Raw genomic sequence first — 15,289 nt, forward strand, 5'->3', positions numbered from 1 at the left:
TGCGGGGAGGCTGTCCGTCAGACGGGGTCTACACATGCGTTCCCGCGATGGGGCATGCGGATGGGTGCGCTATGAAAAAGGAAGCACCTTGACGTCGAACACACGCTCGCCGAGCCAGATGGCCGCCACCAGCACCGCCAGCGCCGAGCCGCCGCGCAGCACCAGCGGCGGATAGCGCTGCCAGTTGCGCAGCGCCAGCAACGCGACGAGCACCACGGCCACCACCATCAGCTGTCCGGCCTCCACGCCCAGGTTGAACTGCAGCAATGCGATCACGAAGTCGCGCAGCGGCAGGTCGAGCTCGGCCAGCGCGCCCGCGAAGCCGAAGCCGTGGATCAGCCCGAACAGGAAGCTGAAGAGCTTGCGGCGCCCGCGCAGCACCGGGTAGATGTTGTCGACGGCCGCCAGCATGATGGTGATGGCGATGCCGGGCTCGATGATGCGCGGCGAGATGGTCACGATCTTCAGCCCCGCGAGCGCCAGCGTGATCGAGTGTGCGATGGTGAACATGGTGACGATGCCCAGCATCGGCCACACCGCTTCGCGCCATGCGAGCACCGGCTCCCAGCCGTCCGCACGCCGGCGCAGCACGGCGGGCAGCAGCAGGCAGATCAGGAACAGGATGTGGTCGTAGCCGATCAGGATGTGGTGGATGCCGTCGCGAAAGAAACCGCCGTCGGCCTGCGCCGCCGCATCGGTGCCCGCAGCGCCGGCCTCACCGGCATTCCCGGGCCACGGCAGCGAAACCGGCCCGGCCGACGGGTCGAGCGAGCGCACCGTGGGCTGTGCGCTGGCGGCGTCTTCCGCTTCCATGCGCAACAGGCCGCGGTGCGTGGGATCGACCTCGCGGAACAGGCGGTAGTCGATGTCGAGCGCGGCGCCCGCCTTGCATGGCGCCTGCAGCCGCAGCACGAGGTAGGCGCCGTCGATGCGCTCTTCGACGGCCGGCGGCTGCGCTTCGGCCAGCACGCATCGGCCCTGCTGCAGGCGCAGGCGCGCCAGCGCATAGGCGCGGATGTCCGCAAGGCGCGTGCGCACCTCGCCCCAGCTGAGCTTGCGGTCGGCGTTGGTGTCCAGGTCGAGCATCGCGTCGAGGTCGCGCAGCGCGATGTCCCAGCGCAGGTCGATCGTGTCGCCCTTGCGCTGCAACTGCAGGTAGGCATCGCTCGCCTTGTGCGCGTGGGCCGGCGCCGCGCCGAGGAGCAGACCGACCAGCATCAGCATGGCGAGCGCGGCCAGCCCGGCGCGTTCAAGGCGTTGCATCGACACGCGCATCCTTCAGTCCGATCTGTTGCATCAGCGCCTTCACTTCGTCGCGCGCGGTGGTGTCGTTGGCGGCCGAGGCGGCTCGCGCGAACACCAGGAAGTCGATGGGCTCGCGCTGCAGCCTGAGGTTCAGGCGCGCGAGTTCGAGCGCGCGCTTCGGGTCGTTCTGCACGTCGAGCGCGAACATGGCTTCCTCGCGCGCATGCAGCGCGGTGGTGCCGGGGCGAAGCGCGGCGGCCTCGAAGCGCTGGCGCAGTTCGTCGGCTTCGGCCTGGGCGCGCTTGTCGCGCGCTGCGGCGCCGGCAATGGCCAGCCGCAGCAGCACCGCGTCGCTGCGCGCCTCGTTGGCCAGCAGCCTCGGGATTTCGGCATGGCGCCCGGCGCGCTGCAGATAGTCGCTGTAGGCCAGCAGCAGGTAGCCCGAGCGTTGCGCCGCCACGGCCTTGCGATAGGCGGCGTCGGCTTCGGCCTGGCGGCCCGCCAGTTCCTCCACCTCGGCGACGCTGGTCAGCAGCCACTGCCGCGTGCCGGCCTTGTCTGCGTCGCGCAGCGCGGGGTCTGCCAGCAGGGCCTGCAAGGCTTGGCGGGCGTCGGCGTGGTTGCCGCGCAGCCCGGCGTTTTCCGCGAGGCAGGCCACGCCGTAGAAGGCGGGGCCCGATCGTCCGAGCGAGCGGCAGGCGGCGTCCGATTCGTTGTAGCGCCCGCGCACGCGAAGAATGGTGGCCAGCGTGATCCACGCCTGCGCATCGTTGGGGCGTCTGGCGAGCGCCATCCGCAGGGTGGCTTCGGCACCGTCGAAGTCATGCAGGAACTGCGCGACCGTGGCGCGCATGACCAGCACCGCGGGTGGGATCTGGGCCGGCGGCGTGGCTTCCCAGGCCTGCAGCGCGCCCATGGCGTAGCCGGCGTAGCGCGCGTCGCCCTGTTCGCGGGCGAGGTCGAGGTAGGTGGAGGCCGCCGCGATGGCCGTGGCCTCGTCGTTCGGCCGCTGCGCCAGTTCACGGCGCAGCCGGCGTTGTTCGCCCGACCAGCCGGCGACGACGGGCAGTGTCTCCACCACTTCGTCGTCGCTGGCGGGCACGCGCGGCACCGCGTGCGTTGCAAAGGCGGCCAGCGCGAGCACGGCGCCTGCCACCCATGCTGTCGCGGATGCGGTGCGGCGCATGTCGGCTACTGCGTGGCGACCGGCTCTTTGGTCTCCGACGTCGGCGGCGGGTCGAAGACCGCCACGTTCGCCGGTTCGCTCGTGTCGAGCATGGTGGCGACCATCGCCTGCACATAGGCGATGAACTGGTCGTAGGGATCGGCCTGTGCGGGCGGCGGATTCTGCGGCGGGTTGTTTCCGCCGATCGGGAACGGGTAGAACCCGCCCCCGCCGCCACCTCCGCCTCCGCCGCAGCCGGCAAGGGCGGTGGCCAGCAGCAGGGCGGCGCCGATGCGATGGATGTTCCGGTTCATGCCGTGCTCCCGTTCATGGTGCCGCTGCGGCGTTGACGGCGCCGGGCAGCGGGGTGTTCAGGTAGGGGAACGCAGCCGGGAACTGCGACGGGCTCTGCAGCGCGCCGTCGGTGATGGCCGCGCCGCCGGCCGGCGCATCGGCGGGCTTGCACCCGACCTTGAGCGCGTCGTTGGCACCCGTCAGCACGCACAGGGCGCCCATGGCCACGCGCAGCTCGATGTCCACCACGTCGTCGCCCGGGCGTCGCCCGTTCGGGAAGCCCGCGTTGTCGCCGCCGGCCACGCCGAGGTTGCTCTGGCTCGCCATCGCCGTGGGCGCGATGCTGGTGTTCAGGCGCAGCATTTCCGAGGCCTTGACGTTGGCGGGCTTGTTCAGGCCGTCGATGCCCGTCAGGAAGGCCGCGACGAGGTCGGTGCGCGGGAAGTTCGTGGGCGCCGGTGCGCTGGGGTACAGCGACTGGATCAGCGCGGGCAGCGTCGGGTTGGTCACGTAGGTGGCGAACTGGCCGTCGTCCATCGGCTTGGAGCTGTTGAACGCGTCCTTGTCCTTCAGGCCGATGACCACTTCGTTGACCAGCGGCATGCCCAGGCGGGAGACCTGCGCCCATGCGCCGCCGTTGAGCGTCGTGGTGCCGTGGCCGCTCTTGGGCGGGCTGGCGATCAGGCGGCCCTGGCGCGCGCTGGCCGTGGTCCAGCCGCCGATGATCGGGCCGGTTCCGCCCGCGGTGAGGCAGGAGATCGGCACCTCGAGCGCCAGCGTGCTGACGTTGCGCGTGGCGAGCGTGCCCGCGCCGTAGGCGCTGGTCGAGCCGAGCGGGTTGAGGTTGATCAGGTCGAACACCTGGCCCAGCGCGACCGCGAACGGGTCCTGGCGCTGGCCCGCGAACACGCGGCCCCCCGCGGCGCAGCCGGGGATGTTGATGTTGTAGATCTGCTGGGCCGCATAGGCGGCATAGCCGTTCGGGCCGCCGAAGGTTTTCTCGCCGATGTTGTCGGTCGGCCGGTCGAACACGGTGTTGCCGTTGGCGGCATTGGTGACGGCGGCGGCCTGGCCCTTGCGGCGGTCGCCGCGCACGATGGTGAGCGTGAACGTCTCGCGCAGGTTGCTCGTGGCCTGGTTGGGCGCCGAGATCTGGCCGGCCTGCACCAGCGGAATCGAGACCTGCTTGCCCGAGATCGGCAGCTGGATGTCGCGCAGCGTGTTGGTGAAGCGGAACTGGAAGGTCAGCGCTTCCATCGCGCTGCCGGTGTTGTCGATGTGGATCTCGTACAGCCCGTTCGGATCCATCGAGTAGTAGTTGGGGCCGCCGTACGCGCCCTGGTCGGGCTGGTAGTTGGCGATCAGCGTCACGTAGTCCTGGCGGTTGGGCTCGTAGCTGCGGAACATGTAGAAGTCTGTGCCGTCGAGCTTGGGCATCCCCGCGATCGAGGGCGCCTCGCGGTGGCTGGAGGCGAATGCGCTCACGGCGGCGAGCGCACTGAGCGCGAGAACACAGGCCTGGACAGGCGTTTTGGACAATCTCATCGACGTCACCTCGGTAGTGAAAGTGTTGGAATGGGCACGGACGACTTGCGCGGCCGCGGGCCGGCGCTGTCTGAGTACGGCCAACAAGTTCAGCTGGATGCGTCGAAGCGGCTAGGTGCTTGCTCGCTTGCCAAGCCCGCCGTTGTGGTGCAGACGCACGCGGGCGCGGTCAGGAAGGAGCGCGGTCAGGTGCGCCGTCGGCGCTCAGGTCGCCCAGATGCGCGGCGTGGCGCTCGGCAACTGCCACAGTTCGCCGCGCCATGCCTGCCACACCTGGCGCAGCAGCTGCATCGCGGGTTCGACCACTGGCGCCAGCACCCGCAGCACGACCACCTCGGCATGCGGGCTGGTGGCGCCGGCGCTGCCGTGCAGCGGGCCGGCTTCCAGCAGGCCGCGCGCATGCGCCAGCAGCGCGTCGCGGCGCGCGCGCGCCAGCGGTGAACCTGCCACGAAGAACAGCGAGGCCATGCAGCGGTGGCCGCCCAGGCCCAGCGGGCTTTGCAGCAGCCGATGGTCGGCCGCGTCGATGCGGCCACGCTCCAGCCACACGCCCGGCACTTCGATGTGCTGAAGGTAGGTGCCGCGCTCGAAGGGCTGGCCGGCGTTGGGCAGGCCGAGCGCGGTGACGTCCCAGCCGATCAGCTCGGCGCCGGGCGCCACTTCGATGCTCAGGCGGTTCTCGGCCCGGCAGCCGCTGTAGCAGATGGCTTCGAGCGGCAGCCATTCGAGCCGCGCACCGGCCGCCAGGCGAATGCGGGTGCGCTGCAGCGCCAGTTCGCCTTCGGAGCGGTAGAACCGCGAGGCACCGGGCGTGGTGATCAGGCCATGGCTGCCGTCGGCAGCCTCGATGTCGATGTCGAGCGTGTCGCCGCCCACCAGCCCGCCCGGCGGGTGCACCAGCACGTTGTGACAGACGGCGTCGCCCTCGGGGTAGAGGCTCTGCAGGATGCGCAGCGGGCCGTCATGGCGAAAGCGGGCGACGGTGCGGGCGGCTTCTTGTGTGTAGGCGAGATGGAGACGGGCGTGCCAGGGCATGCGGCGAGTCTAGTGCGCCCGCTTTCAGGTCTTCCAGGCGCCGTCGTGCGCGGCGCTGGCTTCGTCGACGAGAGCGGGGCCGATGCACTCGATCGGATGCGGCGAGGCGCGGAACACGTCGCGGCACGACAGCTCAGCGTCGCGCTGGTCCTGCCGCTCGCCGCGGAACACGCGCAGGCGCTCGGCGTCGATGCCGAACACCACCCGGCCGATGTTCGACCAGAAGATCGCGCCCGCGCACATCACGCAGGGCTCGCCCGAGGCGTAGAGCGTGGCACCTGCCAGCTCTTCGCGCGAGATGTTGCGCCCTGCCAGCGCGCGCAATGCGTTGACCTCCGCATGGGCGGTGCAGTCGCCGGTCTCGGTGTTGCTGTTGCCGGCCTCGGCCAGTACCTCGCCGGCGGCCGAGACGATGACCGAGCCGAAGGGGCGGTTGCCCCGTCGACGCGCCGCGTGCGACCACACGATGGCCTTGCGCAGGTAGCGGCCGTCGCGCTCGTCGAGCGTCGTTTCGGCGGGGTAGGCGGTGTTGTTGTTGCTGCTGAGGATGTTCATGCCTTGGGGAGGGAGCGTTCGCTGCGCGATGGGAGCATTGAAGTGTTGAAGATGGCGTCGGACGCGGGCTTGACCTTGAGGCCGAAGACATCGGCCACTTCGTCGACCTGCTGCTCGAGCGTGAGTTTCTTTATATCGCCAAGCCCGTGGCCGCGCGTGTCCGCCGCGCCCACGTACTGCGCCGTGATGCCCCAGCGCTCGAGTTCGATCTTCTCGTCGAGGATGGGTTCGCGCTGGCGCATGGCCGCGATGCTCGGCGCCGGGTTGGCAAAGGTCTCGACGATGGCGCGGTTGCTCGCGCGCAGGAAGGCGGCCACCACCTTCGGGTTCTGCGCCACGAGGTTGCTGCTGGCGAGGATCGCGTTGCCGTACAGGTTGACGCCGGCGTCCGCGTACTTGAGCACCGACAGCTCCTCCGGCTTCATGCGTGCGAACAGCGACACGGCCGAGTCGTGGAAATAGGTGGCGGCATCGACATCGCCGCGCACCATCACGTTGTCGCGCGCGCTGAAGTCGGTGGTCTGCCACTGGAAGGCATCGGCGCGCATGCCCTGCTTGCGCGCCACCATCGGCCAGGCGCGCCGTGTCGACTCGACGGCCGCGGCGGCCACCTTCTTGCCCGCGAGGCTCCTGAAATCTGCGCTGACGCCACGGTCCTTGCGGCCGATGATCACGAATGGTGCGCGGTTGTAGTACTGGTAGACGGCCTGCACCATCGGTGTGCCCGGGTTCTGCGCGTTGAACTCGACCAGCGAGCTGATGTCGCCCAGGCCCAGTTGGTACACGCCGCTGGCAATGCGCGTGATCGAGGCGACCGAGCCCGCGCCGGTGTCGATGCTCACATCGAGCCCCTCGTCCCTGTAGTAGCCCTTGGCCAGTGCAAGGAAGAAGGGCGCGGTCTGCCCGTTGATGCGGAAGTCGAGCGTGAACTTGAGCGGGGTGAGCTTGCCGGTGCTGCCCTGGGCGAACACGGACGGCGCGGCGATGGGGGCAAGGGCGGCGGTGCCGGCCGCAAGAAAGAATCGACGTTGCATGTGGGGCCTCGGAGTCTTCGGGTCTTGAATCCCTCCGCCGCAAGGCAGAAGGCGTTTCAAGAGCAATTTCCGGGCGGGCGCACGTGGATGGTGCGTGCGCTGCTGAACGCTTCTACTCTTGCACTGGTCGATGCACGAGGCATGCCAAGGCTTTTGCTCGGGCATTGCGAAAGAAAGCGTGCATCGCGGAAAAAGCGGAGCCACAATCCGGGCGCGCAATTTGCAAGGCAGCTTGCGCAGAGTAGAAGCGTTCAGCCACGCGGCGGGCATCGTCCGTCCCTGGCAGGAAATTGCTCTTTCAGTTCGTCCCCACACGACCACAGAAGGAGTCCGCGCATGCTCGTTACCCAACAACCCGTCTTCCGCAAGTTCTGGCATGCCGTCATGCCGCTCACCGAACTCGCCCACGGCCCGAAGCCTTTCAAGCTGCTGGGAGAGGACATCGTTCTCTTCATCGATTCGCACGGCCAGCCTGCCGCGCTGCGCGATCGCTGCTGCCACCGCACCGCGAAGCTGTCAAAAGGCTGGTGCGTGGACAGCGAAGGCCAGGCCTGCGGCACCGGTGCCATCCAGTGCGGCTACCACGGCTGGACCTACGACCGCAGCGGCCAAGTGGTGCGCATTCCGCAGTACGACGCCGACCGCAAGATCTCGCCCGAGTACCGCACCACCGCCTACCACTGCACCGCGCGCTACGGCTATGCCTGGGTGGCGCTGGAAGATCCGATCGCCGACATCCCCGTCATTCCCGAGTTCGACGACCCGGGCTACCGCACCATCTTCCAGTTCTACGAGAAGTGGCAGACCAGCCCGATGCGCGCGCTGGAAAACTCGTTCGACAACTCGCACTTCAGCTTCGTGCATCGCGCCACCTTCGGCGTGGCCGCGAGCCCCAAGCCGAGCAAGTACGAACTGGTGGAAAACGAGACGGGCTTCTATGCCGAGACGGTCATCGAGGCCACGAACCCGGTGAAGTTCCACGCGATCAGCGGCGTGACCGACCCGATCACCACGCGCCACATGCGCAACGCATACTTCCTGCCGTTCTCGCGGCGGCTCGACATCGAGTATCCGAGCGGTGTGCGCCACATCATCATCAACTGCTTCACCCCCATCGACGACGGGCGCATGCAGCTGTGCCAATGGCTGTTCCGCAACGACACCGAGGCCGACTGCGCGGCGCAGATGCTGATCGACTTCGACGATGCGGTGACGCGCGAGGACAAGGACATCCTCGAGTCGACCGATCCGGACGCGCTGGTCGACACGCGCCGGCGCGGTGTGGAGTATTCGATGGAGTCGGACAAGCCGGGCATGCTGATCCGCAAGCACCTGATGCAGTTGCTGGCGAAGCATGGCGAAGCCGAGGTCCACCGCAGCATGGGCGCCGTCATTCCTGTTGCGAAGGCCGCGTAAGGGTCTGGGCCTGGGTCTGGGACGGCTGCATCTGGCGAGGCTGGGGAAACGCGGGCATCGGCAGGCACTCGAAGCCCGGCTTCGCGAAGAGGTAGCCCTGGAACAGGTGCACGCCTTCGTCTTCCAGCCAGCGCAGCTGGTCCGTCGACTCGATGCCTTCGGCGATCACGTCGATGCACAGCTCGCGGCACAGGCCGACGATCGCCCGCACGATCGACTGGCGCGGCCCGTTGACCTGAATCTGGCGCACCAGGGCGATATCCACCTTGATCTGGTCGGGCTGGAATTCGGCGAGCAGATTCAGCCCCGAGTAACCGGCCCCGAAGTCGTCGATGGCCACCTTCAACCCCTGGCGCCGGTACACGTCGATCGACTCCGAGAAGCCGCGATGGTCCTGGATGGCCTCGGTCTCCGTGATCTCGATGACGATGCGGTCGAGCCCGATACCGCATCGCCGGGCCGCGGCCACGGTGCTGTCCAGAACGCGCGGGGACGCGACGGCGCTCTGCGGCATGAAGTTCAGGTTCAGGTCGCAGGCGATCCCCAGGCGCGCCGCTTGAGCGATGGCTTCGGTTCGGCCTTCGGCGTCGAAGCCGTGGAGCTGCGCGGCAGGCACCGCCCCCAGCACCTGGAAGGCCGATTCGCCGCGGGCTCCGCGAACGAGGGCCTCATAGGACACGACCTTCAGTGCCGCCGTGTCGACGATCGGCTGATAGGCATAGCTGCGGCCGTACGCCGACGCCCAGGCCGCCGATGCGGGCGCGGTCAAGTCCGGCGCGTCGGTGGCCGCGCCGGGGACGGTCGCCCTTCCTTGCGATGCGCGCCCGACGATGTTCTGCCGCCAGCGTCCGTCGGCAAAGGCGGCAATCACCCGGCGCGCCTGTGCCGGATTCAACTGCGTGAACGTGGCGTCTGCGTCGAAGACGTCTTGCAGCCCGTCGATGGCGCGGAGTTCGCCCGGCGCCATGGCCATGAACGACATGGACCATTCGTCGAACTGGCGCGCGGGAAGGGGCTCGTTCAGGATGCGGACGATCTCGCCATGCCGCGCGTCGGCGACGATCTTCTGGAAGGTCTCGTCGACAACGGCCGGCGGACCTTCCAGCAACTGAAAGAAATGGCGGTTGTCGTAGAGCAGAAAGCCCGTGAGTCCGCGGCGTTCATTGGCGCTGCTTGCGCTCTGCATCAGCTGCGCCAGGGCGCCGGGGTCGAAGGCTTGTGTCGCTTTGCTCGCGTAGGCGATGTGAATGAGGGGTTGCATGAGTTGGATCCGTCCCCTCGAGGGTAGCGGCGGAAACCAACCGTGCAACCGCGAGGTTGCGGCGATCCTGTAGGCCAATGTGCCGTGACGGCGTGGCCCAAGCCTTCGTCAGGTGCGTCAGGCGGGTGCGGCAGCGGTGCTGGGGCGCGTTGCGCGCGGCGCGCCCTGTTCGTAGCGGTCCATCGCGAGTCCGTCGGTACGGATCTCGGGGCGCTGGCCCATCACCATGTCGGAGATGAGCTTGCCCGAGCCGCAGGCCATGGTCCAGCCCAGCGTGCCGTGGCCGGTGTTGAGGAACAGGTTGGCGTAGCGTGTGCCGCCGACGATGGGCGTGCTGTCGGGCGTCATCGGGCGCAGGCCGGTCCAGAACGTGGCGCGCGGCACGTCGCCGCCGGGGAACAGGTCGGTCACCACCTTTTCGAGCGTGGCGCGGCGCGCCGGGTTCAGGCGCAGGTCGAAGCCGCCCAGCTCGGCCATGCCGCCCACGCGGATGCGGTTGTCGAAGCGGGTGACGGCCACCTTGTAGGTCTCGTCGAGCACCGTCGATTGCGGGGCCAGCGATTCGTCCAGCAGCGGCACGGTCAGCGAATAGCCCTTGACCGGGTAGACCGGGATGTCCAGGCCCAGCGAGGCGATGGCCGCGCGCGAATAGCTCCCGAAGGCCATCACGTAGCGGTCGGCGGTGAGGATCTTGCCGGTGGTGGTGCGCACGCCGGTGATGCGGCTGCCGTCGGTTTCCAGGCCGGCGATGGTCTGGCCGAAGCGGAAGTCCACGCCCAGGCCGCGCGCGATTTCCGCGAGGCCGCGGGTGAAGAGGTGGCAGTCGCCGGTTTCGTCGTTGGGCAGGCGCAGGCCGCCGGTGAGGCGGTCGCGTGCGCCGGCCAGCGCGGGCTCCACGCTCGCCAGCGAATCGCGGTCGAGCAGTTCGTATGGCACGCCGCACTCTTCGAGCACCGCGATGTCGCGCTGCACCGCGTCGAGCTGGGCCTGCGTGCGGAACAGCTGCAGGGTGCCGCCGGTGCGCTGCTCGTACTGCAGGCCGGTGTCGGCACGCAGCTGCTGCAGGCAGCCGCGGCTGTATTCGGCCACGCGCATCATGCGCTCCTTGTTCACGGCGTACGCCTCGGGCGAGCAGTTGCGCAGCATGGCGGCCATCCAGCGCAGCTGGAACATCGTGCCGTCGGGGCGGATCGACAGCGGCGCATGCTTCTTGAACATCCACTTGATGGCCTTCAGCGGAATGCCCGGCGCTGCCCACGGCGTGGAGTAGCCGGGCGACACCTGGCCGGCGTTGCCGAAGCTGGTTTCCTCGGCCGGACCGTCCTGCCGGTCGAGCAGGGTGACCTCCGCGCCGGAGCGGGCGAGGTAGTAGGCCGTGGTGGTACCGATCACGCCGCCGCCGAGAACAATGACTTTCATGGTGTATCCGCCGATTCGAATGGAATGAAAGGAATTTAAGATGCACAATCCAGTGGATTCCATTGTTTTTTGAGATTCGGCAGTGAAATCCGCTGCTGGAAATCACCCAAGGCCGCCTGCGAAGTGAAATGCCCGAACTCGACCGAATCGACCGCCGGATCCTCGATGCCTTGCAGCGCCAGGGCCGCATTTCCATGACCGAACTGGCCGAGCACATCGGCCTGTCGGCGTCGCCCTGCGCGGAGCGGGTGAAGCGCATGGAGCGCGACGGCGTCATCACCGGCTATCACGCGCGGGTGTCCCCCGAGGCACTGGGCAAGACGCTGCTGGTGTTCGTCGAGATCAAGCTGTCGGCCAAGTCAGGCGACGTGTTCGACAAGGTCAAGCAGGAGCTGCTGCACATGCCCGAGGTGCTCGAATGCCACCTGGTGTCGGGCAGCTTCGACTACCTGGTGAAGGCGCGGCTCAGCGGCATGAGCGAATACCGCCACCTGCTGGGCGACATCCTCAAGAAGCTGCCGGTGGCGGCCGAGTCGCACAGCTACGTGGTGATGGAGGAAATCAAGGAAACCCTGACGCTGGCCGTGGACCGCTGAACAGACCGCTGAACAGACCGCTGGACACAACGATGAGCACGGACCGCGACATTCCCGGCATCACCATCCGCCCCTGGCGGCTGGACGACTTCGACGCCGTCAAGGCCATCCTCGACGACACCTTCGCGAGCACCTGGCTGCCGCAACTCAGCCCGGAGGCGTTGCGCACCTACCGCGAGAGTGGCGAGCCCGTGGGCTACATCGACGAGATGGGTCCGGCCTTCTTCGTTGCCGAGATCGAAGGCGAGGTGGTCGGCATGGTCCATTGGGAGCATGACTTCGTGCATGCGCTGCACGTGCCGGCCGCGCAGCAGCGCCGCGGTATCGCACGCGCGTTGATGGCCTTCGCGGAAGACGGCATGCGCGCCAGCGGTGTGACGCTCGCGCGGCTGGAGACCGACACCTTCAACACGCAGAGCCAGGGCTTCTACCTCGCGCTCGGCTACCGCGAAGCCGACCGCTACCCCGATCTCGAATGGCACAGCGGCTTCACGACCATCCTGTACGTGAAGCCGCTTGCATCCTGAACAGCAACCTCCCACCAAGGACATCCGCATGACCATCTCGATCCGCCGCGACGGCACCACCGGCACGCGCCACATCCTGAAGATCCGCAACCACGAGATCCCGGTCGATGCCTCGCCGGCCGGCGGAGGCAGCGACGCCGGCCCCGAGCCGCACGACCTGTACGACGCGTCGCTCGCGGCCTGCAAGGCGCTCACCGTGCTGATCTACGCGCGCCGCAAGGGCATTCCGGTGGAAGACATCGAGGTGGTGGTCGACCGCGACGACAGCGAGGAGCGCAAGGGCGTCTACCGCCTGAAGTCCGGCCTGCGCGTGAGCGGCGACCTGAGCGAGGCGCAGCGCGACGAACTGCTGCGCGTGGCGGGCAAGTGCCCGGTGCACAAGCTCATGACCGAGGTGAAGACCGAGATCGAGACCGGCTGGGCCGACTGAGCCAGCGCGGCATCCGTTCGCGCTCAGTTCAGCACGCGGTACGCCCGCAAGGCGCGCAGCAGCGCCCACAGGCCCGCCTCGGCCGGCACGCTTTTCTCGTTGAACGACACGGCGATGTACACGTCGTCGGCCGGCACATAGGCCACGACGCTGGTGAAGCCCTCGATGCCGCCGCTGTGGCCCAGCATCAGGCCGGGGCCGTCGGGCACGTCGTAGAGCTGCACGCCCATGCCGTAGAACGAATTGCTCCCCGCGTAGGGCCCGAGCATGGCGGGCATCGCGGTGAACATGCGGTGCACCGAGGCCTCGGGCAGCACTTGGCCGGCCAGCAGCGCGTGCCAGAAGCGCACCAGGTCGCCGCCCGTGGAGGCCAGCGCGCCGGCCGCATAGGGCGTGGCGTACTGGTCGGGGGCATCGACCGGCCGGCCGGCCGCGTGCCCGGTGGCCACGGGCAGCTCGACGCCCGGCCTGCGCATGACCGTGTGCGTGAGCGACAGCGGCCGGATGAGCCGCTTCGCGAGCACGTCCGCCAGCGGCGCGCCTTCGACCTTCTCGATGATCACGCCGAGCATCGCGTAGCCGGTGTTGGTGTAGCTCCAGTTGGTCCCGGGGCAGAACTGCGGCTTCTGCGCAGTGCCGAGCGCGATGATCTCCGCCGGCGTCCGATAGGCCGTTCCGAACGTGGGCAGCGCGTTGAAGCTCACGATGCCGCTGGTGTGGCGCAGCAGCTGCTCGATGGTGATGAGCCCTGCGTTGGGTGCATCGGGAAACCACCTGTCGATGGTGTCGCCGAGCGCGAGCTTGCGCTCTTCCACCAGCTGCAGCACGACTGCGGCCGTGAGCGTCTTGGCGGTGCTCGCCACTTGGAAGGGCTGCTCGGGTGCCACGGGTTGCGGCGGCTCCTTGCGCGCCAGCCCGCGCGTGGCCGACCAGGTGCCTTCGCCCGGAATCGCGACCGCCGCGCTGGCGGCGGGCACGTGCTGCAGCATCTTGTCGAGCGCATTGCCGAGCGAGGCCTGCAGCCCGGCGGGAAGCTCCCCGTCGATGGAGCGCCTGAAGTCTTTCTGCCAGACCGCATCGGGCGCTGAACGCATGGGCGGCCCGGCGTAGACGGGCGACGGCGCACACGCCGGCTGCGCTTGCGCCAGGCCCCACGACACAGAGGTGGCGAGCAGCACCGCCGACGAAATTTTCAGCAACGACATTCGGGATTCCGGTTCACGAGGCTACGGCTGCCTGGCCGCCTGCGCCTTGGCGCGCGCGGTCTGTACGCGCTTGGCGTTGCGGTCGCCCCAATCCGCCAGCGGGCCGAGTGCCTCGTTGAGCGATGCGCCCAGCTTGGTCGCGGAGTATTCCACGCGCGGCGGCACTTCATGGAACACCTCGCGGTGGACGATGCCGTCGGCTTCGAGCTCGCGCAGCTGCTGGATCAGCATCTTCTCGCTGATGCCGGGCAGCTGCCGCTTGAGTTCGCCGAATCGGAAGGACTGCGCGTCGAGTTCGCGCAGGATCACGGCCTTCCATTTGCCGCCGATGACGTCGAACGCGGCGGCGATGCCGGCGTTGCCGGGTTTCTTTGATTTCATTGTGGGCCTGGAGGATTGCACCGTCGGGCTCACGCCCATGTCATGAACTGGATCGCGCGCAGCACTTCGGCTTCGCGCTCCATGAAGAAGTCGGTGTGGTTGCTGTTGTCGAGGGTCAGGCGATTGGGCGTGTCGAGCGCTTCCACCAGGCGGTTGGAGTCCGCGATGCGTGCGCGCCGGAAGATGCGCAGCATGTCGGCTGCGTCCTTTTCAGTCCTGGCGTCCAACGGCTGTTCGAGCCACGGGAACAGGTCGCGGTTGTCGGCCGGCAGGGCCGTGACCACCAGCGACGGCACGCGCACGGCCTTGTAGTCGGGCGAGAAGTTGTGCGCGGCGGTGTCCATGGCGGTCTCCACGTCGTCGGGCGTGTTCATGCGCACGCTGCCGTCGGTGCCCACCTCGACGGCGTCGCGCAGGTTGGCCTCCAGGACTGGCCACCAGTTTTTGGTCTTGCGCCGGTTGAAGGCGATGGCGGCCTGCAACGAGCAGTGGTCCGCGGCCGTCGCCCGGGGCTCGTCGAGCCTGCTGTTCATCGGCAGTTCTTCGCCGCCGCGTTCACCGTCCTTCGTGTAGTCGAAGGTGGTGTCGAGGTAGATGAGCCCGCGCAGGCGCTCGGGGTGGCGGCCGGCGAAGTGGGTGAGCTCGTTGCCGGCGATCGAATGGCCGCCAAGCACCACGCGCAGCAGGCCCAGGTCGTCGAGCACGGCTTTCAGGTCGCTGCCGAGGGTCTCCACCTCGTAGTGCTGGGTGGCGCTCTTCACCGGCAGAGGCTTGTCGGACAGGCCATAGCCGCGCCGGCTGATCGCCACCACGCGCGAGCGGGCGGCCAGCGCGGGCGCGAGGCTGTCGAAGCAGCGCGCATTGCCGCCCAGCCCGGCCAGCAGCACGATGGTGGGACCGGTGGTGCCGGCGCGCTGCCAGTCGCGCACCTGCAGCGAAACCTGCGGCGAGGCCGAGACCTTCACGCGGCGGTCGATGACGCGAACCGGACCGGTGCCGCTCGCCGAGCCCGTACCTGTTGCCGCGGCGCTCCCCGCGCGCGCGCCGCTGCCTCCTCCGCAGGCCGCGAGCCCGGCGGCGCCGGTGAGGGCCAGGGCGCGCAGAAGGCCGCGGCGCTGGGGTTGGAAGCGGTTCGGTGGGACAGGTGATGAATTCACGTCGATGTTCCGTTTGCAAGGGGT

The 15,289-nt window shown here is 68.6% G+C and carries 16 protein-coding genes; 4 read left to right on the plus strand and 12 right to left on the minus strand.

Annotated elements, in window-relative coordinates; genetic code table 11:
- Positions 1-69 precede the first annotated feature (69 nt).
- The 7 genes from C4F17_RS29975 to C4F17_RS30005 all read right to left on the minus strand — a co-directional run bounded on the left by C4F17_RS29975 (position 70) and on the right by C4F17_RS30005 (position 6,873).
- Entirely contained in the window at positions 70-1,263 is a 1,194-nt protein-coding gene (locus C4F17_RS29975) for a HupE/UreJ family protein (protein WP_234383167.1), read from the minus strand.
- Positions 1,250-2,431 (minus strand): hypothetical protein, encoded by a 1,182-nt coding sequence (locus tag C4F17_RS29980; RefSeq protein WP_106938083.1) that lies wholly within the window; start codon positions 2,429-2,431, stop codon positions 1,250-1,252. The genes C4F17_RS29975 and C4F17_RS29980 overlap by 14 nt, the downstream gene beginning before the upstream one ends.
- Positions 2,432-2,436: 5 nt before the next feature.
- Positions 2,437-2,724: a hypothetical protein gene (locus tag C4F17_RS29985; RefSeq protein ID WP_106938084.1), complete on the minus strand. Its 288-nt coding sequence runs from the start codon at positions 2,722-2,724 to the stop codon at positions 2,437-2,439.
- A 13-nt stretch (positions 2,725-2,737) separates the two neighbouring features.
- Positions 2,738-4,249 carry a DUF4331 domain-containing protein gene (locus tag C4F17_RS29990; protein WP_106938085.1) on the minus strand — a complete coding sequence of 504 codons (1,512 nt, stop codon included), beginning with the start codon at positions 4,247-4,249 and terminating at the stop codon, positions 2,738-2,740.
- A 204-nt stretch (positions 4,250-4,453) separates the two neighbouring features.
- On the minus strand, positions 4,454-5,284 hold the full coding sequence (locus C4F17_RS29995; protein WP_106938086.1) for an urease accessory protein UreD: 831 nt from the start codon (positions 5,282-5,284) through the stop codon (positions 4,454-4,456).
- A 24-nt stretch (positions 5,285-5,308) separates the two neighbouring features.
- Positions 5,309-5,839 carry a nucleoside deaminase gene (locus C4F17_RS30000; protein WP_081269304.1) on the minus strand — a complete coding sequence of 177 codons (531 nt, stop codon included), beginning with the start codon at positions 5,837-5,839 and terminating at the stop codon, positions 5,309-5,311.
- Positions 5,836-6,873: an ABC transporter substrate-binding protein gene (locus C4F17_RS30005; protein WP_106938087.1), complete on the minus strand. Its 1,038-nt coding sequence runs from the start codon at positions 6,871-6,873 to the stop codon at positions 5,836-5,838. The genes C4F17_RS30000 and C4F17_RS30005 overlap by 4 nt, the downstream gene beginning before the upstream one ends.
- A gap of 336 nt (positions 6,874-7,209) precedes the next feature.
- On the opposite strand from C4F17_RS30005, the gene C4F17_RS30010 reads away from it, so the two are divergent.
- Positions 7,210-8,289, plus strand: a complete 1,080-nt coding sequence (locus C4F17_RS30010) for an aromatic ring-hydroxylating dioxygenase subunit alpha (RefSeq protein WP_106938088.1) — start codon at positions 7,210-7,212, stop codon at positions 8,287-8,289.
- Here C4F17_RS30010 and C4F17_RS30015 read toward each other — a convergent pair.
- A complete protein-coding gene (locus C4F17_RS30015) occupies positions 8,264-9,550 on the minus strand; it encodes a diguanylate phosphodiesterase (RefSeq protein WP_106938089.1) in 1,287 nt (428 codons plus the stop codon). The genes C4F17_RS30010 and C4F17_RS30015 overlap by 26 nt on opposite strands.
- Before the next feature lie 117 nt (positions 9,551-9,667).
- Positions 9,668-10,969, minus strand: coding sequence for a D-amino acid dehydrogenase (locus C4F17_RS30020; protein ID WP_106938090.1), 1,302 nt, complete (start codon positions 10,967-10,969; stop codon positions 9,668-9,670).
- Positions 10,970-11,097: 128 nt separating this feature from the next.
- On the opposite strand from C4F17_RS30020, the gene C4F17_RS30025 reads away from it, so the two are divergent.
- Genes C4F17_RS30025 through C4F17_RS30035 form a run of 3 tightly spaced genes read left to right on the plus strand, consistent with a single transcriptional unit; the run spans position 11,098 to position 12,522 of the window.
- Positions 11,098-11,565 (plus strand): winged helix-turn-helix transcriptional regulator, encoded by a 468-nt coding sequence (locus tag C4F17_RS30025; protein WP_081269309.1) that lies wholly within the window; start codon positions 11,098-11,100, stop codon positions 11,563-11,565.
- Between the two features lie 32 nt (positions 11,566-11,597).
- Positions 11,598-12,092, plus strand: a complete 495-nt coding sequence (locus C4F17_RS30030) for a GNAT family N-acetyltransferase (RefSeq protein WP_081269310.1) — start codon at positions 11,598-11,600, stop codon at positions 12,090-12,092.
- Positions 12,093-12,120: 28 nt separating this feature from the next.
- Positions 12,121-12,522 (plus strand): OsmC family protein, encoded by a 402-nt coding sequence (locus C4F17_RS30035; protein WP_106938091.1) that lies wholly within the window; start codon positions 12,121-12,123, stop codon positions 12,520-12,522.
- A gap of 23 nt (positions 12,523-12,545) precedes the next feature.
- On the opposite strand, the gene C4F17_RS30040 is transcribed toward C4F17_RS30035, so the two are convergent.
- From C4F17_RS30040 to C4F17_RS30050, 3 genes are read right to left on the minus strand one after another with little or no spacing between them, the layout of a single operon-like run.
- A complete protein-coding gene (locus C4F17_RS30040) occupies positions 12,546-13,727 on the minus strand; it encodes a serine hydrolase domain-containing protein (protein WP_106938092.1) in 1,182 nt (393 codons plus the stop codon).
- A 21-nt stretch (positions 13,728-13,748) separates the two neighbouring features.
- Complete coding sequence (locus tag C4F17_RS30045; protein WP_081269313.1) at positions 13,749-14,108, minus strand: winged helix-turn-helix transcriptional regulator; 360 nt, start codon at positions 14,106-14,108, stop codon at positions 13,749-13,751.
- Positions 14,109-14,137: 29 nt separating this feature from the next.
- Positions 14,138-15,265 carry an alpha/beta fold hydrolase gene (locus C4F17_RS30050; protein WP_155742569.1) on the minus strand — a complete coding sequence of 376 codons (1,128 nt, stop codon included), beginning with the start codon at positions 15,263-15,265 and terminating at the stop codon, positions 14,138-14,140.
- Positions 15,266-15,289: the final 24 nt, after the last annotated feature.

The organism is Variovorax sp. PMC12, from assembly GCF_003019815.1.
Lineage (GTDB): Bacteria > Pseudomonadota > Gammaproteobacteria > Burkholderiales > Burkholderiaceae_C > Variovorax.

Coding starts and splice junctions, on each gene's coding strand:
- C4F17_RS29975 (WP_234383167.1), bottom strand. CDS start 1,263: ATGCAACGCCTTGAACGCGCCGGGCTGGCCGCGCTCGCCATGCTGATG.
- C4F17_RS29980 (WP_106938083.1), bottom strand. CDS start 2,431: ATGCGCCGCACCGCATCCGCGACAGCATGGGTGGCAGGCGCCGTGCTC.
- C4F17_RS29985 (WP_106938084.1), bottom strand. CDS start 2,724: ATGAACCGGAACATCCATCGCATCGGCGCCGCCCTGCTGCTGGCCACC.
- C4F17_RS29990 (WP_106938085.1), bottom strand. CDS start 4,249: ATGAGATTGTCCAAAACGCCTGTCCAGGCCTGTGTTCTCGCGCTCAGT.
- C4F17_RS29995 (WP_106938086.1), bottom strand. CDS start 5,284: ATGCCCTGGCACGCCCGTCTCCATCTCGCCTACACACAAGAAGCCGCC.
- C4F17_RS30000 (WP_081269304.1), bottom strand. CDS start 5,839: ATGAACATCCTCAGCAGCAACAACAACACCGCCTACCCCGCCGAAACG.
- C4F17_RS30005 (WP_106938087.1), bottom strand. CDS start 6,873: ATGCAACGTCGATTCTTTCTTGCGGCCGGCACCGCCGCCCTTGCCCCC.
- C4F17_RS30010 (WP_106938088.1), top strand. CDS start 7,210: ATGCTCGTTACCCAACAACCCGTCTTCCGCAAGTTCTGGCATGCCGTC.
- C4F17_RS30015 (WP_106938089.1), bottom strand. CDS start 9,550: ATGCAACCCCTCATTCACATCGCCTACGCGAGCAAAGCGACACAAGCC.
- C4F17_RS30020 (WP_106938090.1), bottom strand. CDS start 10,969: ATGAAAGTCATTGTTCTCGGCGGCGGCGTGATCGGTACCACCACGGCC.
- C4F17_RS30025 (WP_081269309.1), top strand. CDS start 11,098: ATGCCCGAACTCGACCGAATCGACCGCCGGATCCTCGATGCCTTGCAG.
- C4F17_RS30030 (WP_081269310.1), top strand. CDS start 11,598: ATGAGCACGGACCGCGACATTCCCGGCATCACCATCCGCCCCTGGCGG.
- C4F17_RS30035 (WP_106938091.1), top strand. CDS start 12,121: ATGACCATCTCGATCCGCCGCGACGGCACCACCGGCACGCGCCACATC.
- C4F17_RS30040 (WP_106938092.1), bottom strand. CDS start 13,727: ATGTCGTTGCTGAAAATTTCGTCGGCGGTGCTGCTCGCCACCTCTGTG.
- C4F17_RS30045 (WP_081269313.1), bottom strand. CDS start 14,108: ATGAAATCAAAGAAACCCGGCAACGCCGGCATCGCCGCCGCGTTCGAC.